At 76.1% G+C, this 25,054-nt stretch carries 22 protein-coding genes; 12 read left to right on the plus strand and 10 right to left on the minus strand.

Translation table 11 applies throughout. The features are described from left to right. Nucleotides 1-45: 45 nt before the first annotated feature. From AC6CH9_RS02095 to AC6CH9_RS02105, 3 genes are all read left to right on the plus strand, one after another. Nucleotides 46-537 carry a rhodanese-like domain-containing protein gene (locus AC6CH9_RS02095; RefSeq protein WP_498153423.1) on the plus strand — a complete coding sequence of 164 codons (492 nt, stop codon included), beginning with the start codon at nucleotides 46-48 and terminating at the stop codon, nucleotides 535-537. Next, on the plus strand, nucleotides 534-1,784 hold the full coding sequence (locus tag AC6CH9_RS02100; protein ID WP_498153424.1) for an O-succinylhomoserine sulfhydrylase: 1,251 nt from the start codon (nucleotides 534-536) through the stop codon (nucleotides 1,782-1,784). The genes AC6CH9_RS02095 and AC6CH9_RS02100 overlap by 4 nt, the downstream gene beginning before the upstream one ends. A 190-nt stretch (nucleotides 1,785-1,974) precedes the next feature. After that, entirely contained in the window at nucleotides 1,975-2,595 is a 621-nt protein-coding gene (locus tag AC6CH9_RS02105) for a class I SAM-dependent methyltransferase (protein WP_498153425.1), read from the plus strand. A 126-nt stretch (nucleotides 2,596-2,721) separates the two neighbouring features. On the opposite strand, the gene AC6CH9_RS02110 is transcribed toward AC6CH9_RS02105, so the two are convergent. Next, a complete protein-coding gene (locus AC6CH9_RS02110) occupies nucleotides 2,722-3,207 on the minus strand; it encodes a hypothetical protein (protein ID WP_498153426.1) in 486 nt (161 codons plus the stop codon). A gap of 191 nt (nucleotides 3,208-3,398) precedes the next feature. Between AC6CH9_RS02110 and recC the strand changes: the two genes are divergently transcribed. The 3 genes from recC to recD are packed head-to-tail and all read left to right on the plus strand — an operon-like array spanning nucleotide 3,399 to nucleotide 12,522. Further along, nucleotides 3,399-6,857: an exodeoxyribonuclease V subunit gamma gene (gene recC / locus AC6CH9_RS02115; RefSeq protein WP_498153427.1), complete on the plus strand. Its 3,459-nt coding sequence runs from the start codon at nucleotides 3,399-3,401 to the stop codon at nucleotides 6,855-6,857. Further along, entirely contained in the window at nucleotides 6,854-10,423 is a 3,570-nt protein-coding gene (locus AC6CH9_RS02120; RefSeq protein WP_498153428.1) for a UvrD-helicase domain-containing protein, read from the plus strand. The genes recC and AC6CH9_RS02120 overlap by 4 nt, the downstream gene beginning before the upstream one ends. Next, nucleotides 10,420-12,522: an exodeoxyribonuclease V subunit alpha gene (gene recD, locus AC6CH9_RS02125; protein WP_498153429.1), complete on the plus strand. Its 2,103-nt coding sequence runs from the start codon at nucleotides 10,420-10,422 to the stop codon at nucleotides 12,520-12,522. The genes AC6CH9_RS02120 and recD overlap by 4 nt, the downstream gene beginning before the upstream one ends. Here the strand turns inward: recD and AC6CH9_RS02130 are convergent. Then, entirely contained in the window at nucleotides 12,498-12,620 is a 123-nt protein-coding gene (locus AC6CH9_RS02130; protein WP_498153430.1) for a hypothetical protein, read from the minus strand. The genes recD and AC6CH9_RS02130 overlap by 25 nt on opposite strands. Nucleotides 12,621-12,692: 72 nt before the next feature. On the opposite strand from AC6CH9_RS02130, the gene AC6CH9_RS02135 reads away from it, so the two are divergent. From AC6CH9_RS02135 to AC6CH9_RS02150, 4 genes are all read left to right on the plus strand, one after another. Continuing rightward, complete coding sequence (locus tag AC6CH9_RS02135) at nucleotides 12,693-13,757, plus strand: LLM class flavin-dependent oxidoreductase (RefSeq protein WP_498153431.1); 1,065 nt, start codon at nucleotides 12,693-12,695, stop codon at nucleotides 13,755-13,757. Between the two features lie 135 nt (nucleotides 13,758-13,892). Further along, nucleotides 13,893-14,381, plus strand: coding sequence for a DUF7832 domain-containing protein (locus AC6CH9_RS02140; protein WP_498153432.1), 489 nt, complete (start codon nucleotides 13,893-13,895; stop codon nucleotides 14,379-14,381). Between the two features lie 11 nt (nucleotides 14,382-14,392). Continuing rightward, the gene (locus AC6CH9_RS02145) at nucleotides 14,393-15,400 is read left to right on the plus strand and encodes an MBL fold metallo-hydrolase (RefSeq protein ID WP_498153433.1); all 1,008 of its coding nucleotides are present in this window, start codon (nucleotides 14,393-14,395) and stop codon (nucleotides 15,398-15,400) included. A 29-nt stretch (nucleotides 15,401-15,429) separates the two neighbouring features. Continuing rightward, complete coding sequence (locus AC6CH9_RS02150; protein WP_498153434.1) at nucleotides 15,430-16,320, plus strand: LLM class flavin-dependent oxidoreductase; 891 nt, start codon at nucleotides 15,430-15,432, stop codon at nucleotides 16,318-16,320. Here AC6CH9_RS02150 and AC6CH9_RS02155 read toward each other — a convergent pair. From AC6CH9_RS02155 to AC6CH9_RS02180, 6 genes are all read right to left on the minus strand, one after another. Beyond that, on the minus strand, nucleotides 16,307-16,618 hold the full coding sequence (locus tag AC6CH9_RS02155) for a hypothetical protein (RefSeq protein WP_498153435.1): 312 nt from the start codon (nucleotides 16,616-16,618) through the stop codon (nucleotides 16,307-16,309). The two genes, AC6CH9_RS02150 and AC6CH9_RS02155, sit on opposite strands and share 14 nt — an antisense overlap. A gap of 71 nt (nucleotides 16,619-16,689) precedes the next feature. Continuing rightward, nucleotides 16,690-17,838 carry a GNAT family N-acetyltransferase gene (locus tag AC6CH9_RS02160; RefSeq protein ID WP_498153436.1) on the minus strand — a complete coding sequence of 383 codons (1,149 nt, stop codon included), beginning with the start codon at nucleotides 17,836-17,838 and terminating at the stop codon, nucleotides 16,690-16,692. Between the two features lie 10 nt (nucleotides 17,839-17,848). After that, nucleotides 17,849-18,568: a phosphoribosylformylglycinamidine synthase subunit PurQ gene (purQ, locus tag AC6CH9_RS02165; RefSeq protein WP_498153437.1), complete on the minus strand. Its 720-nt coding sequence runs from the start codon at nucleotides 18,566-18,568 to the stop codon at nucleotides 17,849-17,851. Further along, a complete protein-coding gene (gene purS, locus AC6CH9_RS02170) occupies nucleotides 18,568-18,855 on the minus strand; it encodes a phosphoribosylformylglycinamidine synthase subunit PurS (RefSeq protein WP_053369361.1) in 288 nt (95 codons plus the stop codon). The genes purQ and purS overlap by 1 nt, the downstream gene beginning before the upstream one ends. A gap of 288 nt (nucleotides 18,856-19,143) precedes the next feature. Beyond that, nucleotides 19,144-19,725, minus strand: coding sequence for a hypothetical protein (locus tag AC6CH9_RS02175; RefSeq protein ID WP_498153438.1), 582 nt, complete (start codon nucleotides 19,723-19,725; stop codon nucleotides 19,144-19,146). Next, nucleotides 19,722-20,096 carry a PadR family transcriptional regulator gene (locus AC6CH9_RS02180; RefSeq protein ID WP_498153439.1) on the minus strand — a complete coding sequence of 125 codons (375 nt, stop codon included), beginning with the start codon at nucleotides 20,094-20,096 and terminating at the stop codon, nucleotides 19,722-19,724. The genes AC6CH9_RS02175 and AC6CH9_RS02180 overlap by 4 nt, the downstream gene beginning before the upstream one ends. A 172-nt stretch (nucleotides 20,097-20,268) precedes the next feature. Here AC6CH9_RS02180 and AC6CH9_RS02185 point away from each other — a divergent pair, with 172 nt between their 5' ends. Further along, the gene (locus tag AC6CH9_RS02185; protein WP_498153440.1) at nucleotides 20,269-20,613 is read left to right on the plus strand and encodes an HNH endonuclease signature motif containing protein; all 345 of its coding nucleotides are present in this window, start codon (nucleotides 20,269-20,271) and stop codon (nucleotides 20,611-20,613) included. 4 nt (nucleotides 20,614-20,617) lie between these two features. Here AC6CH9_RS02185 and AC6CH9_RS02190 read toward each other — a convergent pair whose 3' ends face one another. Further along, on the minus strand, nucleotides 20,618-21,610 hold the full coding sequence (locus tag AC6CH9_RS02190; protein ID WP_498153441.1) for a phosphoribosylaminoimidazolesuccinocarboxamide synthase: 993 nt from the start codon (nucleotides 21,608-21,610) through the stop codon (nucleotides 20,618-20,620). Between the two features lie 347 nt (nucleotides 21,611-21,957). On the opposite strand from AC6CH9_RS02190, the gene AC6CH9_RS02195 reads away from it, so the two are divergent. Continuing rightward, nucleotides 21,958-23,553 (plus strand): ricin-type beta-trefoil lectin domain protein, encoded by a 1,596-nt coding sequence (locus tag AC6CH9_RS02195; RefSeq protein ID WP_498153442.1) that lies wholly within the window; start codon nucleotides 21,958-21,960, stop codon nucleotides 23,551-23,553. Between the two features lie 159 nt (nucleotides 23,554-23,712). Here the strand turns inward: AC6CH9_RS02195 and purD are convergent, their stop codons facing one another. Beyond that, nucleotides 23,713-25,035, minus strand: a complete 1,323-nt coding sequence (gene purD, locus AC6CH9_RS02200; RefSeq protein WP_498153443.1) for a phosphoribosylamine--glycine ligase — start codon at nucleotides 25,033-25,035, stop codon at nucleotides 23,713-23,715. Between the last annotated feature and the right edge of the window lie 19 nt (nucleotides 25,036-25,054).

The raw sequence follows: 25,054 nt of genomic DNA on the forward strand, positions 1-25,054 counted from the left end.
GGCCGGGCGCAGGGTGCTACTGCCACGATCGATGGAGGAGGACTCATGAGCGACCAGTCCCAGCAGCAGTCGGCATCCCGGCCGGCGCCGCCCGACGCGCGACCCGCCGTCGGCTACGCCGGCGACCTCACCCCCCAGCAGGCGTGGGACCTGCTCGCGAACGACGAGCGCGCCGTGCTCGTGGACGTCCGCACCGAGGGCGAGTGGCGCACCATCGGCGTGCCCGACGCCTCGGACCTCGCCCGCGACGTCGTGTTCGACGAGTGGGTGACCCCGGCCGGGCCCAACCCGCGCTTCCTGGACCAGCTCGTCGAGGCCGGGCTCACCCCCGGCGACGAGCGCCCCGTCGTCTTCCTGTGCCGCTCGGGCCAGCGCTCGATCGGCGCCGCGCGCGCGGCCACGGCCGCCGGGCTCGGGCCGTCGTACAACGTGCTCGAGGGCTTCGAGGGCGCCCAGGGATTCTCGGGCCTGCGCGACGTCGAGGGCTGGAAGGTCCGCGGCCTGCCCACCACGACCTACGACGAGGCCGCCCGGTGAGCGCCGCGCTGCCCGGGAGCGTGCCCGGCGGCTCCGGCCGCAAGCCCCTGCCCGCGAGCGCGCGCCCCGCGACGCTCGCCGTGCGCGGCGGCCACCACCGCACGGAGTTCCAGGAGACGTCCGAGGCGCTGTTCCTCACGCAGGGCTACACGTACGACCGCGCCGCCGACGCCGAGGCCGCGTTCAAGGGCGAGCTCGACCGGTTCGTCTACTCGCGCTACGGCAACCCGACGGTGCACGCGTTCGAGGAGCGCCTGCGCCTGCTGGAGGGCGCGGAGGCGTGCTACGCGACGGCGTCCGGCATGTCCGCGGTGTTCACGTCGCTCGCCGCGCTCGTGGGCTCCGGGTCCCGGATCGTCGCGGCGCGCGCGCTGTTCGGGTCGAGCATCGTCATCTTCGACGAGATCTTCGCCAAGTGGGGCGTGCGGACGGACTACGTCGACGGGCACGTGCTCTCCCAGTGGGAGGAGGCGCTCTCGACGCCCGCGGACGTCGTGTTCTTCGAGACGCCGTCCAACCCCATGCAGGACATCGTCGACGCGCGGCGCGTCAGCGAGCTCGCGCACGCCGCGGGCGCGGTGGTCGTGCTCGACAACGTCTTCGCGACGCCGCTGCTGCAGAAGCCGCTCGAGCTCGGCGCGGACGTCGTCGTGTACTCGGCGACCAAGCACATCGACGGCCAGGGCCGCGTGCTCGGCGGCGCGATCCTCGGGAGCGAGGAGTACGTCACCGGGCCCGTGCAGACGTTCATCCGCAACACGGGGCCGTCGCTCTCGGCGTTCAACGCGTGGGTCCTGCTCAAGGGCCTCGAGACGCTGCCCGTGCGCGTCGCCGCGCAGAACGCCGCCGCGGCGCAGGTCGCCGAGGCGCTCGAGCAGCTCCCCGGCATCGGCCGTGTGCGGTACCCGTTCCTCGCGTCGCACCCGCAGCGCGAGCTCGCGCAGTCGCAGCAGAGCGGCGGCGGGACGGTCGTGACGTTCGACCTCGCCGTCCCCGAGGGCACCGACCCCGAGACGGCGAAGAAGCGCGCGTTCACGTTCCTCGACGCGCTCCAGGTCGTCGACATCTCCAACAACCTCGGGGACGCCAAGTCGCTCGTCACCCACCCGGCCACCACGACGCATCGCAAGCTCGGCCCCGAGGGCCGCGCCGCCGTCGGGATCGCGGAGACGACCGTGCGCCTGTCCGTGGGCCTCGAGGACCCGCTCGACGTCATCGAGGACGTGGAGCAGGCGCTGAACGCCTGACCCCTTCCCGCCGAACATGCGGTGGTGGCCCGTCCCGGCGTCGGGACGGGCCACGACCACGTAGTCAGCGGGCAGCGGGCAGCGGGCAGCGGGCAGCGGGCAGCGGGCAGCGGGCAGCGGGTGCATCGTCGACTCTGGACGCTCGGCAAAGGCGTGGACCGGCTGCGCCGACCCTTCGTAGCGTCGGAGGGTGCCCGACGCGATCTTCGACGACCCCCGCCTCGCCGCTCTCTACGACCCTCTCGACCCCGACCGCAGCGACCTCGACGCCTACGTCGCGATCGTCGACGAGCTCCGTGCGCGCCGTGTGCTCGACGTCGGGTGCGGCACCGGGACGTTCGCGTGCCTCTTGGCGCAGCGCGGGCTCGACGTGGTCGGCGTGGACCCGGCGGGCGCGTCGCTCGACGTCGCCCGCACGAAGCCGGGCGCCGAGCGCGTGCGCTGGCTGCACGGCGACGCGACGGCGCTCCCCCCGCTCCAGGTCGACCTCGCGACGATGACGGCGAACGTCGCGCAGGTGTTCCTCACCGACGACGTGTGGACCGCGACGCTGCGGGGCGTCCACGACGTGCTCGTGCCGGGCGGATGGCTGGTGCTCGAGACCCGTGTCCCCGCCCGCCGGGCCTGGGAGGGGTGGGTCCGCGAGGCGACGACCACGCGCGTGGAGGTGTCCGACGTCGGCCCGGTCGAGTCGTGGACCGACCTCACCGACGTGTCGCTCCCCTTCGTGTCCTTCCACGACACGACCGTGCTGCCTGACGGCACCACGCTCCACTCCGACTCGACGCTGCGCTTCCGGGAGCGCGACTAGGTCGAGACGTCGCTCGTGGCGTGCGGGTTCGAGGTCGTGGACGTCCGGGACGCGCCCGACCGTCCGGGTCGCGAGTGGGTCTTCGTCGCACGGCGCGGCTGAGCGCGCGAAGCGCTCCCACGCGCCTCAGCCGCGACGGTCGCCCAGCACGACGACATCCTCCGGGCGTCCGCCCGACCGTGCGACGTGCGACCGGACCACGTCCAGCTCGTGCGGCAGCAGCGAGAAAGTCACCGACGTCCCGGTGTCGTTCACGTCCCAGAGCAGCGTCCAGTGCTCGTCGAAGCCCGAGCCGCAGATCGTGTAGGGGGCGACGGCGAGGGCGAGGTCGAGCTCGCGGTCGTCGCGCGGGTCGAGCGCGAGCGAGATCGGGGGCTCCCACCCGAAGCGCCGGGCCAGGCGTCCGCGTCGTGCGCGGCGCAGCTCGTCCAAGGCGTGCACCGCGTGCGTCGCGTCCGGTGGCCACGGCTCGTCGGAGTGCACGTCGACCTGGAGCCGTGCCACCCGGTCGCGCAGCGCCAGGAGCGCGCCGCGGGACGCGGCCGCGACGGTGCCCGGCGCGGCGCCGTCGGCGATCGCGCACAGCACGGCCGTCGTCCTCCGCTGTCGCATCAGGCCTCCCTCGGGTGCCGGTTCCGCCGCGGCCTTCGCGCGCGTGCGGCGGAGACACCGTAGTCCCCGGCGACCTGTGGACGGCGGTTCGACGGTGTGGGACGCACCTCGTAGATTCCTCGTAGCGCTCGGCCGACCGGCAGGGCGCGACGACCGGTCCGCCACCACCGACAGGGGTCCTCTTGCTGCACGTGCACCGCTCCGAGCGCGCGGAGGCGCTCGTGGCGCCGCTCGCCGCCGTGCTCGCCGAGGCGCCGGAGGACCCGTTCACGCCGGACGTCGTCGCGGTCCCGACGCGAGGGGTCGAGCGGTGGCTCGCGCAGCGGCTGTCGCACCACCTGGGCGCGGGCGAGACGTCGGGCATCTGCGCGAACGTCGACTTCCGCGGGCCGCGCCGGCTCGTGGAGCAGGTCGTCGCGGACCTCACCGACCTCGACCCCGACGACGACCCGTGGCGGCCCGAGCGTCTCGCGTGGTCCGTGCTCGAGGTGCTCGACGCGCACCTCGCCGAGCCGTGGGCGGCGCCGCTCGCGCGGTACGTCGGCGACCCGGGCGACGAGGTGCGCCGGGGGCGTCGGCTCACGCTCGCGCGGCGGCTCGCGGACCTCCTGGTCGACTACGCGCGCCAGCGGCCCGAGGTCGTGCTCGCGTGGTCGGCCGCGTCCCCGGTCGCGGGCACCGCCGCCGCCCCGGACGACCTCGCCTGGCAGCCCGAGCTGTGGCGCCGCCTGGTGGAGCGCGTCCCGGCGACGGACCCGGCGCGGCGCGTCACGGAGGCGGTCACGGCGCTGCGCGCGGACCCGGCGGCCGTCGACCTGCCGCCGCGGCTGTCCGTGTTCGGGCCCACGCGGCTCCCGGAGGACGAGCTCCGGGTCCTGCGCGCGCTCGCCGAGCACCGTGACGTCCACCTGTGGCTCGTGCACACGTCACCCGCGCTGTGGGACAAGGTCGCGGCGTACGACGGCGGGGCGGCCGCGGGTGCCGACGTCGCCGGGGACGACGCACGCATCCGGCGTCGCGCAGAGCTGCCGACGCTCGCGCGCCACCCGTTCCTCGCCTCCACCGGTCGCGACGCGGTCGAGCTGCAGCTCCGGCTCGCCGGGAGCGGCGCGGTGCACGAGACCCGGCACGAGGCCGCGCCCACCCCGCCGACGCTGCTCGGCGCGTTGCAGAGCGCGCTCCGCACGGACACGCCGGACGGAACCCACGTCGTCGACCCCGCCGACCGGTCGGTGCAGGTGCTCGCGTGCCACGGCAGGGCACGGCAGGTCGAGGTGCTGCGGGAGACGCTCGTCGGGCTGTTCTCCGCCGACCCGACGCTCCAGGCGCGCGACGTCATCGTGCTGTGCCCCGACGTCGAGACGTTCGCGCCCCTGGTCACGGCGACCTTCGGTGCGGTCCCCGAGCTCGGCGAGGACGCGCACCCCGGCCAGCGCCTGCGGGTCAGCCTCGCCGACCGCGGCGCCGGGACGACCAACCCCGTGCTCGCGCTGCTCGCCACGCTGCTGCGCCTCGCCGACGGCCGCGTCACGGCGTCGGAGGTGCTCGACCTCGCCGCGAGCGCGCCGGTGCGCCGCCGGTTCCGGTTCTCCGACGACGACGTGGACCGCCTGCGCCAGTGGGCCGTCGAGGCGGGCGTGCACTGGGGCGAGGACGGCGAGCGGCGCGCGCGGTTCGGGATCGACGGGCACGTGCGGCAGGGCACGTGGGACGCGGCGCTCGACCGCCTCCTGCTCGGCGCGGCGATGGCCGACGAGGACGCGCGGTTCGTCGGGCCGGCGCTGCCGCTCGACGACGTCGGCTCGACCGACGTGGACCTCGCGGGCCGCCTCGCCGAGCTCGTCGCGCGGCTGACGGAGACGCTGCGCGCGCTCGACGGGGTGCACCCGCTCGCGCACTGGCTCGACGCGCTCGACCGCGCGCTCACGCTGCTCGCCGAGGCGCCGCCCACGGAGGCGTGGCAGATCGGCTCCGCGCGCCGCGTGCTGGGCGACGTGCGCGCGGCGGGCGCGGCGCACGGCGGGGTCGCGCTGCGGCTCGCGGACGTGCGCGCGCTGCTCGACGACCGTCTCGCGGGTCGCCCGACCCGCGCCGGGTTCCGCACGGGCGCGCTCACCGTGTGCTCGCTCGAGCCGATGCGCTCGGTGCCGCACCGGGTCGTGTGCCTCCTGGGCCTCGACGACGGCGTGTTCCCCCGCACCGCGGCGCCCGCGGGCGACGACCTGCTCGCGCGGCACCCGGAGATCGGCGAGCGCGACGCGCGCAGCGAGGACCGGCAGATCTTCCTCGACGCCGTCGCCGCGGCGGGCGACCACCTCGTCGTCGTGCACACGGGCGCTGACGAGCGCACAGGTGCCGTCCGCCCGCCGGCGGTCCCCGTCGCGGAGCTGCTCGACGCGCTCGACCGCGTGGCGAGGACTCCCGACGGGCGCCCGGCGCGCGAGCACGTGGTCGTGCAGCACCCGCTCCAGACCGTGGACGAGCGCAACTTCGTCCCGGGTGCCCTGGGCGTGCCCGGGCCGTTCAGCCACGACGACGCCGCGCTCGCCGGCGCCCGACGCGCACGGGAGAAGCGTGAGCCGGTCGGTGCCCTCGTCGGCGCACCGCTCTCGCTGCCCGTCGGCGCAACGAGCGGTCGGACCGAGGAAGAGGACCCGGCCCCGGCGCCGGGGATCCGCGCCGACGTCGAGCTCGACGACCTGGTCCGCCTGCTGGAGAACGCGCCGAGGTGGTTCGCCCAGCACACGCTCGACGTGGGCCTCGTGCTGGAGGAGGACGACGTCGAGGACCGCCTCCCGCTGGCGCTCACCGGGCTCTCCGGCTGGGGCGTGGGCGACCGCGTGCTGCGGGCGGCGCTCTCCGGCGTCGACCCGAACCGGGCGATGCAGGCCGAGTGGCGTCGGGGCCAGGTCCCGCCGCGCGAGCTGGGGCGCTCGGCGCTCCAGGAGGTGGTCCGCGCCGTCGGCCCGCTGCGTGTCACCGCCGTGGAGGCCGCACGCGAGGCCGACCTCGCCGCGGGACGCCCGGTGAGCCAGGACGTGCTGAGCTCGGCCGAGACGGTCGACGTCCGCGCCGTGCTGCCCGACGGCCGTACCCTCGTCGGGAGCGTCCCCGGCGTGCACGGCGCACGCGTCGTGCGCACCGAGTACTCCCGCCTCGGGCCCAAGCACCGGCTGCGCGCGTGGGTGCAGGCGCTCGCGCTCGCGGCGAGCGACCCGGGACGCCCGTGGGACGCCGTCGCGATCGGCCGCTCGTCCCGGGGTCCGGGCGTCGCCTGGTCGACGCTCACGCCACCGGACCACGACACGGCGGCGCGGGTCCTCGCCGACCTCGTGGCGCTGCGCGACGAGGCGTCGCGCGAGCCGCTGCCGGTGCTCCCCGAGGTGTCGCTGCGCTACACCGAGGAGCGGAGCACGAGCGACGCGCGCGACGCCCTGATGCGCGCGGGCTGGGCGTGGAACAAGGGCTTCGAGCGCAAGGACCCGTACGTCGTCCTCGCGTGGGGACAGGACCCGGCCCTGCCCGACGTCGCCGGGCTCGCCACCACGGCCGACCTGGGCCGCTTCCCTGACGACCCGACCCGCCTCGGCGCGCTCGCGCGCCGCGTGTGGGAGCCCCTGCTGGAGAACGAGCTGCGAGGTGCCCGGTGAACGGCGCGACGTCCCGGACCGCGACCGACCACGCCACCCCGCACGGGGGCGACGCGGTGAGGAGCGGGACCCCTCGGCGCTTCGACCCGTTCGGCGAGCTGCCGAGCGGGACGGTCGTCCTCGAGGCGAGCGCCGGCACCGGCAAGACCCACACGATCGCGACCCTCACGACGCGCTACGTCGCCGAGGGTGTGGCCGCCCTGCCGGAGATCATGCTCGTGACCTTCGGCCGCGCCGCGACGTCGGAGCTGCGCGACCGCGTGCGCGAGCGCCTCGTCGCGACCGAGCGCGCGCTGCGCGGGCCCGCTCCCGCGGACGACCCGGAGCCCCTCGTCGCGTTCCTCGCCGCGGTCGACGACGACGAGCTCGCCCGTCGCCGCGAGCGCCTGCGTGTCGCGCTGTCCCAGCTGGACGCCGCGACCATCACGACGACGCACGGCTTCTGCCAGCAGATGCTCACGGCGCTCGGCACGGCGGCGGACGTCGACCTCACGACGAGCTTCCTTCCCGACGTCGCGGACCTCGTCGAGGAGGTCACGGACGACCTGTACGTGCGGAGGTTCGCGGACGAGCCGGAGCCGATCCTGTCGCCGCGCGACGTGCGCGACGTCGCTCGGGCGGCGGTGAGCGACCACGGGGCGGTGATCGCGCCGTCGGACGCGCCCGAGGGGTCCGTGGCCGCGGCGCGGTACGAGGCCGCGGTCGCCGCGCGCCGCGAGGTCGAGGCGCGCAAGCGTGCGATGCACCTGCTCGACTACGACGACCTGCTCGTGCTGCTGCGCCGCGCGCTGACGGACCCGGAGCACGGCGCGACGGCGGCGCGGCGGGTCCGGTCGCGGTTCCGCGTCGTCATGGTGGACGAGTTCCAGGACACCGACCCCGAGCAGTGGGAGATCCTGCGCACGGCGTTCCACGGGCATCCCGAGGAGTGCCGCACGCTGGTGCTCATCGGCGATCCCAAGCAGGCGATCTACGCGTTCCGCGGCGCGGACGTCGTGACGTACCTGCGCGCGGTCGAGGACGCGGCGGACACCGCGACGCTCAGCACGAGCTGGCGCAGCGACGGCCCGCTCCTCACGGGCCTGCACGCGCTCCTGGGCGAGACGGCGCTGGGCGACCCGCGCATCGTGGTCCGGCCCGTCGACGCGGCCCACCCCGAGCCGCGCTTCTCCGGCGGTGCGCCGGTGCGGCTGCGGCAGGTCACGCGGCGCGCCTACCGCCTCGGGGCATCGTCGGCGCCGTCGGCGCCGGACGCGCGCAGCCTGCTCGCGCAGGACGTCGCGGCGGACGTCGCGGGCCGCCTCAGGACCGCGGACGGCGGCGGCGACCGCGTGCGCGACGACGCGCTCGCGGCGGCGGGCGACGACGCAGGCGGCGGTCGGTGGCGGGCGCTCGAGCCGCGCGACGTCGCGGTGCTCACCCGGACGAACGCCCAGGCCGAGGCGGTGCGCTCGGCGCTCGTCGCGCTGGGCGTCCCCGCGGTGGTGTCGGGGCCGTCGAGCGTGTTCGGCTCGGCAGCGGCCCAGGACTGGCTCACGCTGCTCGCCGCGCTGGAGCAGCCCGGCCTGCACCGTCGCGCGACGGCGCTCGCCCTCACGCCGTTCGTGGGCTGGGACGCGCAGCGGCTCGCGACGGCCGGGGACGCGGACCACGACGAGCTCGGCGACACCGTCCGCGCCTGGGCGCGCCTGCTCGCGGACCGGGGCGTCGCCGCCGTCGCGGAGGTCGCGGCCCGGCGGGGCGCGACGGCGCGGGTCATGGCCCGGGCCGACGGCGAGCGCTACCTCACCGACCTGCGCCACGTCACGCAGGCCCTGCACGAGGCCGCGGTCACCGAAGGCCTCGGCACGGCCGCGCTCACCGCGTGGCTGCGCGCCCGGATCGCCGAGGTCGGCGCGGTGTTCACCGACGAGCGGACACGCCGCCTCGAGACGGACGCCGCGGCCGTGCAGGTCGTCACGGTCCACGCCGCGAAGGGCCTCGAGTTCGGCGTCGTCTACGTCCCGTTCGGCTGGGAGCGGTTCGAGTCGGACGACCAGGAGCTGTTCGCGTTCCACGACGACCACGGGCAGCGCGTCCTGCACCTGGGCGGGGTCGGCTCCCCCGGGTTCGTGGACGCCAAGGCGCGCTGGCGCGACGAGGAGCTGGGCGAGGACCTGCGCCTGCTGTACGTCGCGCTCACGCGAGCCCGCCACCAGGTCGTCGTGCACTGGACGCCGACCAAGCGCAGCACCGGTTCCGGGCCGCTCACGCGCCTGCTGCTCGCGGACCGGATGCTCGGCGGCGAGCCCGGCCGCCATGCCCGGCCCGACGCGATGCGCGACGACGCCGTCCGGTCCGCGTTCGAGGCGCTCGCCGCGCGCTCGGGCGGGACGGTCGTCGTCGAGCAGGTCGAGAGCCGGCCGAAGGGCACCCGCTGGTCTCCCGGGCGCCGGACCGCCTCGGACCTCGCGCTCGCGACCACCGCGCACCTGCCCGACCGCGAGTGGCGGCGCGCGTCGTACTCGGCGCTCACGGCGGCGGCGCACCACGGTCCGGTCGGCGTGATCGAGAGCGAGCCCGAGGACCCGGGCATCCAGGACGAGCCGGAGGAGTCGCCGGACGCCGACGCGACCGGTGCCGTGGCGACCGGGGTGCCGGCCGAGACCCCGGCCACCCGTCCCGGTGCCGACGTCCCCTCGCCCTACGAGGGGCAGCCGGGAGGTACCGCGTTCGGCACCCTGGTGCACGAGATCCTGGAGTACGTCGACACGGCCGCCGACGACCTCGACGCCGAGGTGCGCGCCCGGTGCGCCCAGGCGGCGACGGTCCGCGTGCCCGGCGTGGAGCCCGCCTCGCTCGCCGCAGCGCTGGGTCTGTCGCTGCGCACCCCGCTCGGACCGATCGCGGGCGGGCTCACCCTCGCCGACGTCGACCCGCGCGACCGGCTCCCCGAGCTCGAGTTCGAGCTCCCGCTCGCGGGCGGCGACGAGACCGAGGGCGTCCGGCCCTCGACGCTGCGCGACCTCGCCGACGTCCTGCGCGCCCACCTGCCCGCCGACGACGCGTTCGCCCGCTACCCGGACCTGCTCGCGGCCCTGGCCGACGAGAGCGAGAGCGGGACGGCCGGCGGTTCCGGCGGCGTCCCGCTGCGCGGATACCTCACGGGGTCGATCGACGCAGTGCTGCGCGTGCCCGTCGCGGGGCCGGACGGTCGTCCCGACCCCGCCGGCCGCCGGCGCTACCTCGTCGTCGACTACAAGACGAACCGCGTCGGCCCGCCCGGCGTGCCGCTCGCCGTCGGCGACTACCACCCGGACGCGACGCGGGACGCGATGCTCGCCTCGCACTACCCCCTCCAGCTCGTGCTCTACCTCGTGGCGCTGCACCGCTACCTGCGCTGGCGCGTGCGCGACTACGACCCCGACCGCGATCTTGCGGGCGGCGCCTACCTGTTCGTGCGCGGCATGGCCGGCCCCGACACCCCGACCGGTCCCGACGGCGCGCCGTACGGCGTCGTCGCCTGGACGCCGCCGCCGGGGCTCGTCGTCGCCCTGTCCGCCCTGCTCGACGGAGGTCGCGCATGACCACGACCCCACTCGGCGAGACGGTGCCTGTCGCGCCGCCGGCTCCCCCCGTGGACGAGGGCGACCCGCGCCTCGCCGTCGGGGTCCCCGCGTGGCTCGCCACGTTCAACGCCGCGCGCGTCGTCTCCGCGGCCGACCTGCGCGTCGCGCTGCGGCTCGGCGCGCTCACGGGCGAGCATGACGACCGCGTACGGCTAGCGGTCGCGCTCGCGGTGCGCGCGGTGCGCAGCGGGTCGGTGTGCGTGCGCCTGGACGACCTCGGGTCGCTCGAGCTGCCGGAGGACGAGGAGGCGGCGCGCACCGACGCCACGGACCTGCCCTGGCCGGACCGCTCCGCGTGGGCGGACGCGGTCGCGCGCAGCCCGCTCGTCGCGGCGGGCGTCGACGGGCCGACCGACCGCCCCGCGCGCTGGGTGGGGGGCGCTCTCTACCTCGACCGGTACTGGCGGGACGAGCTCGCGGTCCGGCACGACGTCGACGCCCGGCTCGCCTCGGACGACCTGCCCGTGGACGGCGACCGCCTCGACGCCGCGCTGTCCCGCCTCTTCCCCGCTGCGGACGACACCCGGCAGCGGCTCGCCGCCGCGCACGCCGCGACACGTCGGCTCACCGTGCTCACGGGCGGCCCGGGCACGGGCAAGACGACGACGGTCGCGCGGCTGCTCGCCGTCCTGCACGACGCCGCTCTCCCGTCCTCGTCGCCCGCCGTCCCCGCGTCCGGCGCCCCGTCCTCCTCCGCGCGTCCGGGTACCGGCGAGACGCCGCCCATCTCGGGCACCGCTCCCGCAGGACTGGTCCCGGCCTCCGGCGCACCGCTGCGCGTGGCGCTCGCCGCGCCCACGGGCAAGGCCGCCGCGCGTCTCCAGGAGGCGGTGCGCGAGGTCGTCGCCGGGTTCGGCGACCCGGCCGACCGTGAGCGCGTCGGCGCCCCCGTCGCGACGACGCTGCACCGCCTGCTCGGTTACCGACCGGGCAGCAGCACCCGGTTCCGGCACGACGCACACCACCACCTGCCGCACGACGTGGTGGTCGTGGACGAGACGTCGATGGTCGCGCTGCCGCTCATGGCGCGGCTGCTCGAGGCGCTGCGGCCCGACGCACGGCTCGTGCTCGTCGGCGACCCCGACCAGCTCGCGTCCGTGGAAGCCGGTGCGGTGCTCGGGGACCTCGTGCACCGAGAGCCGGTCGCCCCGCCCGCGACGTCGGCCGTCGTGGTCGCGACGGCCGACGTCGCGCTCGCCGCGTCCCCGCCGCCCGCCGACGGCGAGGTGGACGACCGCGCCGCGCTGGGCAACGGCGTCGTGCGGCTGCGCACCGTCCACCGCCAGGACCGCGACTCCGAGATCCTGCCGCTCGCGGCCTCGATCAGGACCGGGGACGCGGAGGCGACGCTCGCGCTGCTGCGCGCGGGCCACGGCTCGGTGGAGTTCCTCGAGACGCCCGACGACGTCCCGGACGACGCGGTGCTCGCCGCCGTGCGCGCCGACGCCGTCACGGCGGGCACGGCGCTCGTCGAGGCCGCCCGCGCGGGTGACGCGCACGCCGCGCTCGACGCCCTCGCCCGGCACCGGGTCATGGTCGCGCACCGGCGCGGCCCGGCGGGTCGGGGCCGGTGGGCGGCGCAGGTCGAGGCGTGGGTCGAGGAGGCCACGGGCCATCACGCGACCGACACGCCGTGGGTCGCCGGCCGGCCGCTGCTCGTCACGACGAACGACGCCGAGGTGGGTCTCTACAACGGTGACACGGGCGTGCTCGTCGCAGAACCCGGGGGCGCCGGCGTCGTCGCCGTGTTCGGCGACCCGCGCTCCCCGCTGCGGGTGCGCACCCACCGCCTCCCGCCGGTCGAGACCGTGCACGCGATGACGGTCCACCGCGCGCAGGGCAGCCAGTTCGACCGCGTCACCCTCGTCCTGCCGCCCGCCACGTCGCCGCTGCTCACGCGCGAGCTGCTCTACACGGCGGTGACGCGCGCGCAGACGTTCGTGCGCGTCGTCGGCTCCGAGTCCGCCGTCCGCACCGCGGTGACCAGCCCGGTCCACCGGGCGAGCGGGCTGCGCACACCGCTGCCCGGCGGTCAGTCCTCCGCGCGCCCCGCCTGATCCTTCTCCCGCAGCTCCTTCAGCCGGGCCCAGGGCACGAGCACGATCCAGGCGACGGACGCGATCGCGGCGCCCATGATCATCGAGGGGAGGTCCATGGCGACCATCCTGACAGGCGTGCCGCGACTCTCCGGGGGAATGGGGGGCAGGGGTCGCCGGTTGGCACCAGGGTGAGCACCCAGACCCCGCGCCTGTCCGTCCTCGACCTCGTGCCCGTCCGCTCGGGCCAGTCCAGCACCCAGGCGGTGCGGGCGTCGCTCGACCTGGTCCGCCTCGCGGACCGGCTGGGGTACGAGCGCTACTGGTTCGCCGAGCACCACAACATGCCGGCGGTCGCGGCGTCGACGCCGCCCGTGATGATCGCCGCCGCCGCGTCGGTGACGGATCGCATCCGGGTCGGGTCGGGCGGGGTGATGCTCCCCAATCACGCGCCGCTCGTCGTCGCGGAGCAGTTCGCGGCGCTCGAGGCGATCGCCCCCGGGCGCGTCGACCTGGGGATCGGCCGTGCGCCAGGCTCCGACCCCGTCGTCACGCAGCTCCTGCGGATCACCGGCCCCACGGCCGACGTCGACCGGTTCCCCCAGCACGTGACCGACATCCTCGCGCTCATGAGCCCGCAGGGCGCGACGCTGCGCCTCACGAGCGGCCAGGTCTACGACGTGCACGCCACGCCCGCCGCCGACGGCGCACCGACCGTCTGGCTCCTCGGGTCGAGCGACTACTCCGCGCGCCTCGCGGCCGAGCTCGGGCTGCCGTACGTGTTCGCGAACCACTTCTCCGGCCAGGGCGTCGACGAGATCCTCGCGCTGTACCGCGAGGGCTACCGCCCGAGCGAGGCGTTCCCCGAGCCCCGCACGTTCCTCACGCTCAACGCCGTCGTCGCCGAGAGCGACGACGAGGCCCGGGCCCGCGCGCTCCCGCAGGCGCGCATGATGGCGCGGCTGCGCACCGGTCAGGCGCTCACCGCGCTGGAGACCGTGGAGGAGGCCCAGGCGGCACCCCTCGACGGCACGGCCGGGCAGATGGTCGAGGACAGCCTCCGGCGCTGGGCCGTCGGGACGCCCGACGACGCCGCGGCCGAGGTCCGTCGGCTCGCCGAGCGCCACGGCGTCGACGAGGTGATGGTCGTCCCCGTCGCCGCGTCGCGCGCCGACGAGGCGCTGGACTCCACGCCGGGCCGCACCCGCACGCTCGAGCTCCTCGCGGGCGCCCTCTCCGGCGCCCGGACGTCCTGACCCGCCGAACGCCCGTCGGCCCACCCGCCCGTTGCCGAACACGACCCGGCACGCGGTCGAACACGACATGAGGGTCGTTATCCACGGGATATCGACCCTCATGTCGTGTTCGGCGGGAGGGGGTAGCGTCGCCGCATGACGACGACGTACGACGACGTGGCCTGGCACTCCGAGGGCGACGGGTACCCGCCCGAGGCGGGGCCCGCGGCGGGCGCGACGCACATCGGCATGTTCCTCGCGTGGGCGGTGCTCGCGGGCCACGTCTCCGAGGAGCTCGCCGAGGACGCCGAGGACGACCTCGCCGCGCTGCGCGAGCGCACGACGACGCCCGGCGCGTTCGTCCTCGACGTGTGCGACGGCGAGCTCGCCGACGAGGACCTCGACGACGTCGGCGCGGCGTTCGCGAGCGCGTACTACACGGGTGACGAGGAGGACGAGGACGACGGCGGCCTCTACCTGGAGGACTACGTCGACGCGGTGAGCCCGGGCGACGGCGAGCCCGAGGACGTGTACCGCGTGCCCGACACGTGGGAGACGTACGACCTCGTCGGCCCGCTGATCGACGCCCGCTTCTCGCAGTGGGCCGACGAGGGTCGCCCGACGGTCCTGCGCCACCGCGCCTGAGCCGGCCCGCGATGACAGAGCCCACGCCCGTCACCCGGCTCGCCGCGGTCCTGCGCGCCGACAACCCGGGCCCGATGACGCTCGACGGCACGCGCTCGTACGTGCTGCGCGCTCCGGGTTCGGCGACGTGCGTCGTCGTGGACCCGGGGCCCGACGACGCCGCGCACCTCGACGCGCTCGCGGCGGCCGGGCCGGTCGAGCTCGTGCTCGTCACGCACCGCCACGCGGACCACACGGCCGGGTCCCCCGGGCTGCGCGAGCGGACCGGGGCGCCGGTGCGCGCCGCGGACCCGGCACACTGCCACGGCGGCGCGCCGCTGCGCGACGGCGAGGTGATCGAGGCCGCCGGGCTGCGCGTCGTCGTCCTCACCACCCCGGGCCACACGGCCGACTCGATCTGCCTCGTGCTGCCCGACGACGGCCCGCTCGCCCCGGCCGACGACCGCGCCGGAGGGGGCACGCGCCCTGGCGACGCGACCCCGGGCGGCGCTTCGCCCGGCGACGAGATCCCCGGTGACGCGACTCCGCGCGACGCCCGGTCGGGTGACGCCGCTACCCGCAGCGCGGTGCCGCCGACGGGCGCGACGGTCCTCACCGGGGACACCGTGCTCGGGACCGGCACGACGGTGATCGCGCAGCCCGACGGCTCGCTCGGTGCGTACCTCGCGAGCCTCGACGCGATCGAGGCGGTCGCGTCCGGGGGCCCAGCCCCGGCGACGGGGCTCCCGGGCCACGGGCCGGTCATCGAGGACCTCGCGGGACGGGTGCGCGCGTACCGCGAGCACCGGCTCGAGCGCCTCGACCAGGTCCGGGCGGCGCTCGACGGGCTCGGGCTCACCGCGGGTGCGCACGACGCGGTGGAGCAGGTCGTCGCGAGCGTCTACGCCGACGTCGACCCGACGGTCCTCGGCGCGGCGCGGCAGTCCGTCGCGGCGCAGCTCGCCTTCCTGGCGCGGTCCGACGAGCTCGCGCGGCGACCCGCTCGCGGGAGTTCACGTGCGCGGCGGCACGACGGCTGAGTGTCGGTGGCGCCCGGCACGATGACGAGATGACGACACCACGGCTCGGTATCGCGTTCGTGCCCACCCACGCACCGGAGAGCCTGCGGCGGCTCGCCACCACCGCGGAGGAGGCAGGCCTCGACGACCTCTGGGTGTGGGAGGACTGCTTCAAGCAGTCCGGCCTGGCCTCGGCGGCCGCGGCGCTCGCCTGGACCGAGCACGTCCGCGTCGGCATCGGGCTGATGCCCGCCCCGCTGCGCAGCACGGCGATCACGGCGATGGAGGTCGCGACGCTCGCCCGGATGTTCCCCGGCCGGCTCGTCGCGGGCGTGGGCCACGGCGTCCAGGCGTGGATGGGGCAGGCCGGCGTCCGCGTCGCGTCACCGCTGACGCTGCTGCGCGAGCACACCACCGCCCTGCGGAGGCTGCTCGCGGGCGAGGAGGTCACGACGGCGGGGCGGTACGTCACGCTCGACGCCGTACGCCTCGACTGGCCTCCCGCGGAGTCCGTCCCGCTGTGGCTCGGTGGCGTCGGCCCCCGGTCGCTCGCGCTGGCGGGCGAGCTGGGCGACGGCCTGATCCTCGCGAACGCTCTCACCCCGGACGACGTGCGGGCGGCCGCCGCGGCTGCCAGAGCAGGCCGGGACGGGGACAGGGCCAGCGCCGGGAGCGACTTCGACGTCCACGCGACCCTCATCGCGGCGACGGGCCCGGACGCGCAGGAGCGCGTGGACCGCGAGGTGCCGCTGTGGGGCAAGGAGGCCGGTCAGGGCGTCGGCGCGGGCGGGGACGCGGCGACGATCGCCGCGGCCGTCCAGGCGCTGGCCGACGCGGGTGCGACGGCCGTCGCGGTCCAGCCGACCGCCGACGAGCCGGACGTCGAGCGGTTCGTCCGCTTCCTGGGTCGGGAGGTCGTGCCGCTGCTCAGCGGCCGCTGACGCGCACGGCGTCCACGGCCCCCTCGGCACGCTGACGCTCGCGGAGCCCGTGCACCAGGGCGACGACGGCGCACACGAGCGCGACGGCGCCGACGGCGAGCGCGAGGCGCACCGGGAAGGCGGCGTAGAGGTCGGACACCTCGCCGACCGGGAGCCCCCACTCGACGGCGGTCTCGCGCAGCTCGCCCGCGAGCACCCCGATCCGGCCGGGCACCCGTGACGCGACCGAGGCGACCCAGCCGAGCAGCTCGAGGATCACGGAGGCCGCGGAGTAGGCACCGGTCGCGAGGGGGATCACGGGGACACCCTAGCGGGACCGGACACCGCGGGCATATCCGGCACACCCCCGAGAAGACCCTGGCTCACCCCTCAGACCAGCGGCTTCGCGAAGCAGAGCGCGACGTGGTTGTCCCCGACGTACGGCGGGAACTGCGCGACGGCGCGGTACCCGAGCGAGCGGTAGAGCGCGATCGCGCCCGGCTGCCGGATGCCCGTCTCCAGCAGCAGGGTGGACACCCCCCGCTCGCGGGCGACGACCTCCAGGGCGTCGAGCAGCCGGCGCGCGGTCCCGGTCCGACGTGCGCGCTCGCGCACGAAGACTTTCTTCACCTCGAGCGCGTCCACGGGCGCCCCGGGAGCGGGGCTGCGCAGCGACGCGCACCCGACGGCCTCGCCGTCCCGGTACGCGACGAGGGTCGCGACGACCTCGGCGCCCACGCGGGCGTCGACGGCGTCGAACTCTCCGGCGGCGTCGAGCCCGGCGAACAGCTCGGGGTAGAGCACCGCCGAGGACGTCTCGTGCATCTCCCGTCGCAGCGCCGCCGCGTCCGGGTCGCCCCACGGGACCGCGCGAACGTCGACGACCCCAGGGGCGGGGACGGTGACGGGCTCGCTCGGGGTGGCGGGTCTGCGTGCGTCGCGCGCCCCGCGCCCGCCGCTCGTCGCCGAGGTCGCGTCCACACCGTCGGTGCCGACGCCCGAGTCCGCCGTCCCCAGGTCCAGCGCGAAGCAGCGCGAGAGCGGGTGCCCGGCGTAGTGCCCGTACGACTCGATCGGGACGTAGCCGAGCGAGAGGTACAGGTCGATCGACTCGGGCTGGAGGGTCCCGGTCTCCAGGACCAGGCGGTCGAGCCCGGCCTCGACGGCGTGCCGGTGCGCGGCCCGCATCGCCGTGCGCGCGTGCCCGCGGCCCCGGTGGGCCGGCTCGACCCAGAGACGCTTCACCTCGCCCGTCCGCGAGGGGTGTGTGCCGCCGCGGCCGTCGGGCGTGCCCGACACGTCGCGCAGCGCGACGAACGCGACGGGCTCACCGGCCGAACGGACCACGACGTTCGCGATCGAGGCGTCGGGCACGAACGGGCCCGCGTCGGGCTCGCCGTAGCGCACGGCGAGCTCCGCCTGCTGACGGGTGCGCAGGAGCTCGGCCGCGGCGTCGTCCCCGGGCACCGCCTCGACGGTGACGTGCGCGCCCAGGCGCGCGGCGTCGTCGGGCAGGACGCGCGGGAGCGAGCCCGTCACGCCGACCTCGTCATGCGCTGACGAGCGCGCCCAGGACCGACGTGAAGAAGCCGAGCCCGTCGGTCCCCGCGCGCGGGCCGGCCTCGTTCGCGGGGCCGAAGCCCGCCTCGACGGCGTGCTCGGGGTGGGGCATGAGGCCGACGACGTTGCCCGCCGCGTTCGTGATGCCCGCGATGCCCCGGCGCGACCCGTTCGGGTTCCAGCCGTCGTAGCGGAAGACGACGCGGCCCTCCGCCTCGAGCTCGTCGAGCGTGCGGTCGTCCGCGACGAACTGGCCGTCCTGGTTCTTCAGCGGGATCGTGATGCGCTGGCCGGCCGTGTAGTCGCGCGTCCAGGCCGTGTCCACGTTCTCGACCACGAGCACCTGCTCGCGGCAGATGAAGTGCAGGTGGTCGTTCTTGACCATCGAGCCGGGCAGCAGGTGGGCCTCGGTGAGGACCTGGAAGCCGTTGCAGATGCCCAGGACGGGCATGCCGCCCGCCGCCGCGTCGACGATCGACTCCATGACGGGCGCGAAGCGGCTGATCGCGCCGGCGCGCAGGTAGTCCCCGTAGGAGAAGCCACCGGGCAGGACGACCGCGTCGACGCCGTGCAGGTCGGCGTCCGCGTGCCACAGCGACACGGCCTCACCGCCCGCGAGACGCACCGCGCGCGCCGCGTCGCGGTCGTCCAGCGTGCCGGGGAACGTGACGACGCCGATCCGCGCCGTCGCGAGCGTCGCGCCGGACATCAGGCGAGCCCCTCGGACGTGATCGTCGCGGCCGCGTCCGCCTCGATGTCCGCCACGCGCACGACGTCCTCGATGACCGGGTTCGACAGGACCTTGACCGCGGCCTCCTGGGCGGCGGCGAGGATCTCCGGCGTGACCGGGCCGTCGACCTCGAGCTCGAACCGCTTGCCCTGGCGCACGGACGTGAACTGGGTGAAACCGAGGCGCGGCAGCGCCCCGACGACGGCCTTGCCCTGCGGGTCCAGGATCTCGGGCTTGGGCATGACCTCGACGACGACGCGTCCCACGGGGGCTCCTTGGCGAGAGAGTTCGGGAGAGCCGGGGCTCCGGGATCCCGCCCACGTCACGGTCGTCGAGGACGGCCGGTGGGACGGGGCGAGCGGGAGCCGACGGCGGGATTCCGCGGCCAGTCTACCGGGCGCGCGAGCGCGGTCCGGCGGGCGTCCGCACGGTGGCACGACGCTTCCTGAGCGCCGAGGTAGAACTCTGGTCGACCGAGGTAGAGCCGTGGTTCACCGAGGTAGAGGCGTGGTCTGCCCAGTCGCAGTCGCACCGGGCCGGGCTCCGGGAGTGCCTCAGCCCCCCGCCGAGCGGGGCGGACCGGCAGGGATGTTGCCGTCGAGCACGTGCTTGCGCCACGCGCGCTCCCCGTTCGACCGGGAGAACAGCGTGGCGGACCCGATGGCGCACACGAGGACCAGCGGCCAGTACCACCAGGCGAACGGAAGACGCCACGCGTGCCCCGACCCCGTCGAGACGAGCCCGAGGAGCGCCATCGCGGTGGGGGCGACCATCTGGATCCCCGTGACGAGCAGCGCGGCCGCGACGCCCCTGCGCCACGGGTAGAGCGCCCCGTGGATGTCGTCGGCCACCCACCACCAGTAGCGCGCGGGCAGCCGAGCGTCGAACAGCCGGTACAGCAACCAGCGGCCGAGCGGCGGGTGCTCGCGCCACCGCAGCCCCCAGCCCGCGCGCACGAGCCCCCACGCCTCGCGCGGGCCGATGCCGTGCGGCGCCCCGGCGTCGTCGGGTGCGGGCGCGAGGTCGAGCAGGACCGCGAGCGCCTCGTCACCGTGCAGGCGGCGCCAGCGCGGCGGGTAGGCGCGGAGCCAGAACCGGGCGGACCGCTCGTACCGGTCCGTCCCGACGGCGGTCACGCGCCGCTCCCGGCCAGGCCGTCGGTGGCGCCCGCTGGGCCGCGGCCCTCCAGCGACCGTCGCGCGCGCTCGGCGAGCTCGGCCAGCCGCAGGGTCTCTGCCCGCGCCGCCCGGCGCCCGTCGTCGGTCGCCCGGTAGTAGCGCCGCAGGCGGCCGTCGACGACCTCCTCGCCGGTCGGCTCGACGAGTCCGGCGGCGACGAGCCGGTCGAGGTTGCCGTAGAGCGTGCCGGCCCCGAGCCGGGTGCCGCCGTCGGAGAGCTCGCGCACCGCCTGGATCACCGCGTACCCGTGCCGCGGCTCTGCGCTGAGCGAGAGCAGCACGAGGTACGCCTGCTCGGTCATCCGGAACGCGGGAGGACGTGACGCCATGAGCGATATATATCGGATGCCGACCTATCACGCCAGCCCTCGACGCGTGTCAGAGGGTGCCGCTAGAGTCGAACACGTGTTCGAGACGCACGCTCGGGCACGGTGCGAGGGCGGGGTCCTGCCCCTTCCCCGCCCTCGCACGAACCGTGGCTCGACGACGCAGGAGGTCCGCATGGCAGCACCGCTCGCCCCCACCGCGGAGCGCGGCAGGGCACGACCGTCGCCGCAGACCGTCGCGCGCGTCCTCACACGCGACGGTACCTGCGTGTTCCCCGGCTGCCGCGTCCCGGCGTTCCGTTGCGACCTCGACCACGTCGTGGCCCCACGACCGGGCGCCGACGACGACGCCGCGGCCGCCGCGCAGGAGGCCGACAACCTCGTGGCGCTCTGTCGGCACCACCGGGTCGTCCGCGCGCGCGACGGCTGGCGTCCCGCGCTGCTCGCCGACGGCTCGGTCCGGTGGACCGCGCCGAGCGGGCACACCTACGTGCGCCCGGTCGCCGCGCGGACCGCCTGACGGCTCAGCCGAGCGTCGAGCCCGTGAGCCGCTCGTACGCCTCGAGGTACCGGGCGCGGGTGCGCGTGACGACGTCGGCGGGGATCGACGGCGGCGGGGTGTCGGACGCGCGGTCCCACCCGGACGCGGGCGACACGAGCCAGTCGCGCACGAACTGCTTGTCGTAGCTCGGCTGCGCGTGCCCCGGCTCCCACTGGTCCGCGGGCCAGAACCGTGACGAGTCGGGCGTGAGCACCTCGTCACCGAGGACGGTCCGGCCGGTCGTCGGGTCCACGCCGAACTCGAGCTTGGTGTCCGCGAGGATCACGCCGCGCTCGCGCGCGATCTGCTCGGCGCGCGCGTACACGGCGAGCGTCAGGTCGCGCAGGCGCGTGGCGTCGTCGAGGCCGATCTGCTCGGCGACCGCGTCGAACGAGACGTTCTCGTCGTGCTCGCCCACGGCGGCCTTGGTCGCGGGCGTGAAGATCGGCTCCGGCAGTCGCGACCCGTCGACCAGCCCGGGCGGCAGCGGCACGCCGCAGACGTCTCCCCCGGCGCGGTACTCGACGAGCCCCGAGCCGGTGAGGTACCCGCGCACGACGCACTCGACGGGGAACATGTCGAGGCGGCGGCAGATCATCGCGCGCCCGGCGACGACGTCGGGCACGAGGCCGTCGCCCGGCTCCGACGAGACCTCGGTCGACACCACGTGGTTCGGCACGAGGTCGGCGAGCTGCTCGAACCACCACAGGCTGAGCTGGGTGAGCACGACGCCCTTGTCCGGGATCCCCGGCGACAGCACGTGGTCGTACGCGCTGACCCGGTCGCTCGCCACGACGAGCACGACGTCACCGAGGGGGTGCACGCCACCGACGGCGGGCAGGTCCGGCGCGTAGAGGTCGCGCACCTTCCCGGAGTACACGTGCGTCCAGCCGGGCAGGTCGAGCGCCGCGGTGTCGAGCGCGTCCGCCTCGCCGAGCGAGAGGGCCGAGGCAGGGTCCTGAGGGGTGTCGGTCACGGCCCCTAGTCTCGCACCGCCCTCCACAGGCGCGGCACCGTGTCCGGCGACCGGTCGGTCGGCCCGTCGGCCCGCCTCGCCGAACGGGTGGCCCGACCTTGCCGCCCGTCCCGGCGGCCTCTCGGGGACAGCACCGCGACGCCTCACCCGACAGCACGGACCGCGCCCGCCTCCGAGCCCGGACGCGACGAACGCCACGGAAGTCGCTACTGTGCCATCAGGACGGTCGTGGGAGCGCTCCCTCACCGTCGGGGGCCTGCATCGGAGCGACCCCCTCGGGGGCGCCTGCACCGCTGTCCCGGCCCTGCCGACGACGGCAGGGCGACATCCGCACCGAGGAGGCAACGATGCACCACGGCACGATGCACCATCGCCTGACAGCGCTAGCAACCGGAATCGGCGTGATCGCCGCGAGCGTCGGGCTCGCGACGTCGGCGAACGCGAGCGCACCCGTCGCCGCAGCGTCGACCACCAGGGCCGAGGTCCCCGCGCTGCTCGCCGGCCCCGTCCCCGGACCGGACGACCTGTCCCCCGGCCAGCTCCGCGCGCTGGAGCGCGACCTGGGCCTCGACGCCGACGGCGTCGCCGACCGGCTCGCCCTCGACGCCGCGGCCGGCGCCGTCGAGCAGGTACTGAGCGGCGGCCTGGGCGCGGCGTACGCCGGCACGTGGGTCGACGCCGACGCCGCGACGCCCGTCGTCGCCGTCACGGACCCCTCCGCCGTCCCGGAGGTCGAGGCGGCCGGCGCCGAGGCCGTCGTCGTCGAGCGCAGCCTCGCGGACCTCGACGGGGTCGCCGCCGGGCTGGACGAGGCGTCGACGCCGGACGCCGTCCAGGCCTGGTACGTCGACGTGACGACCAACGAGGTCGTCGTCGAGTCGCTCGACCCGGCCGCGGCGGAGGCGTTCGTCGCAGCGTCGGGGGTCGACGCGGCCGCTGTCCGGACCGAGCTCGTCGACGCGCCGTACGAGCTCACGGCCGACGTGCGTGGCGGCGACCGGTACATCACGCGGGACCCCGGCGCGTCGTCGGGCTCGGCGTGCTCGATCGGCTTCGCCGTGCAGGGCGGATTCGTCACGGCCGGGCACTGCGGCGCGGCAGGCAAGGAGGTGCTCACGGCGAGCTGGGCGCGCATGGGCACGGTCCAGGCGGCGTCGTTCCCCGGCCACGACTACGCCTGGGTGCGCGTCGACGCCGGGTTCACCCCCGTCCCCCGCGTGAACAACTACGCGGGCGGAACGGTCGACGTCGCCGGGTCCGCCGAGGCACCGGTGGGCGCGTCGGTCTGCCGGTCCGGCGCGACGACGGGCTGGCGCTGCGGCGTCATCGAGCAGAAGAACATCACCGTGAACTACGGCAACGGCGACATCCCGGGCCTCGTGCGCGGCAGCGCGTGCGCCGAGGGCGGCGACTCCGGCGGCTCCGTGATCTCGGGCAACCAGGCGCAGGGCGTCACGTCGGGCCGCATCAACGACTGCTCCAACGGCGGCAAGTTCATCTACCAGCCCGTGAACCCGATCCTCTCGGCGTACGGGCTCTCCCTCGTCACGACAGGCGGCGGGTCGGGCAGCGCGCTCGTCGGGCTCGCGGGCAAGTGCATCGACGTGCCGAGCTCGGACTTCAGCGACGGCAAGCGGCTGCAGCTCTGGACCTGCAACGGGACGAACGCGCAGCGCTGGACGTTCGAGTCCGACGGCACGGTCCGCGCGGGCGGCAAGTGCATGGACGTCGCGTGGGCGGCCACGGCCGACGGCACGGCGCTCCAGCTCGCGAACTGCAGCGGCAACGCGGCCCAGAAGTTCGTGCTGAGCGGCGCGGGCGACCTGGTGTCCGTGCTGGCGAACAAGTGCGTCGACGTGCCGAGCAGCAACAGCGCCGACGGCACCAAGCTGCAGATCTGGACGTGCAACGGCACCGCGGCCCAGAAGTGGCACCGAGCCTGACACGTCGCCCCTGAACTACCCCACGGCGCCGAACACGACATGGCGGTCGCTATCAGCGTGATAGCGACCGTCATGTCGTGTTCGACGGCGTGGGGCGTCGTGCTCGACGGGCACCCCGGGCGCGTCGGGGTCGGGCCGGTTGGGCCCGACGGCGGGGTGTCAGCCCGCGAGCGTGACCTCGCCCGCGGCGGCCTTGGCCGCGATGTCCGTGCGGTGGTGCGAGCCCGGGAGCACGATGCGGTCGACCGCGGCGTACGCCCGACGGCGCGCCTCGGCCAGGTCGGCGCCGCGCGCCACGACCGACAGCACACGGCCGCCCGAGGCGACCAGGCCGCCGTCGTCCGCGCGCGACGTGCCCGCGTGCAGCACGTGCACGCCCTCGACGTCCTCCGCCGCGTCGATGCCCGTGATCGGGTCGCCGCCGCGCACCGCGCCCGGGTAGCCGTGCGCCGCGACGACGACGGTGACCGACGCGTCGTCGTGCCAGCGCAGCGCCCCGATCTCGGCGAGGCGTCCCTGCGCCGCCGCGAGCATGACGGCGGACAGCGGCGTCGCGAGGCGCGTGAGCACCGACTGCGTCTCCGGGTCGCCGAACCGCGCGTTGAACTCGACGACGCGCGTCCCCCGGCTCGTCAGCGCGAGCCCCACGTACAGGACGCCGACGAACGGGGTCCCGCGCCGCGCCATCTCGTCGATCGTCGGCTGCGCGACGCGCGTCACGACCTCGTCGACCAGGCCCTCCGGCGCCCACGGGAGCGGGCTGTAGGCGCCCATGCCGCCCGTGTTGGGGCCGGCGTCGGCGTCGAACGCGCGCTTGAAGTCCTGGGCGGGCGCGAGGGGGACGACGGTCGCGCCGTCGCTCACGCAGAAGAGCGAGACCTCGGGGCCGTCGAGGTACTCCTCGACGACGACGCGCGGGTCCTCGGGCGTGCCGTCCGCCGCGCGCCGCGGGGTGGCGAAGCACGCGGCGGCGTGCTCGAGCGCGGCCTGCCGGTCCTCGGTGACGACGACGCCCTTGCCCGCGGCGAGGCCGTCGTCCTTGATGACGTACGGGGCGCCGAACGCGTCGACCGCGGCCGCGACCTGGTCGACGTCGGTGCACACGTGCGCGAGCGCCGTCGGGACGGACGCCGCCGCCATGACGTCCTTGGCGAACGCCTTGGAGCCCTCGAGCCGCGCCGCCTCGGCGCTCGGCCCGAACACGGGGATCCCGGCCTCGCGCACCGCGTCCCCGACGCCCGCGACGAGCGGCGCCTCCGGGCCGACGACGACGAGGTCCACGCCCAGGTCCGTGGCGAGCGCGGCGACCGCGGCGCCGTCGTTCTGGTCGACGGGGTGCAGCGTCGCGAGGTCCCCGATGCCGGGGTTCCCGGGGGCGGCGTGCAGCTCGTGCGGCTCGGCGCCCGGGCGGTCGGCCTCGTGCGCGAGGGCGTGGACGATGGCGTGCTCGCGGGCACCGGTCCCGACGACGAGGATCTTCACGGGCGCCGAGTCTACCGAG

This window comes from Cellulosimicrobium sp. GQ32 (assembly GCF_059758455.1).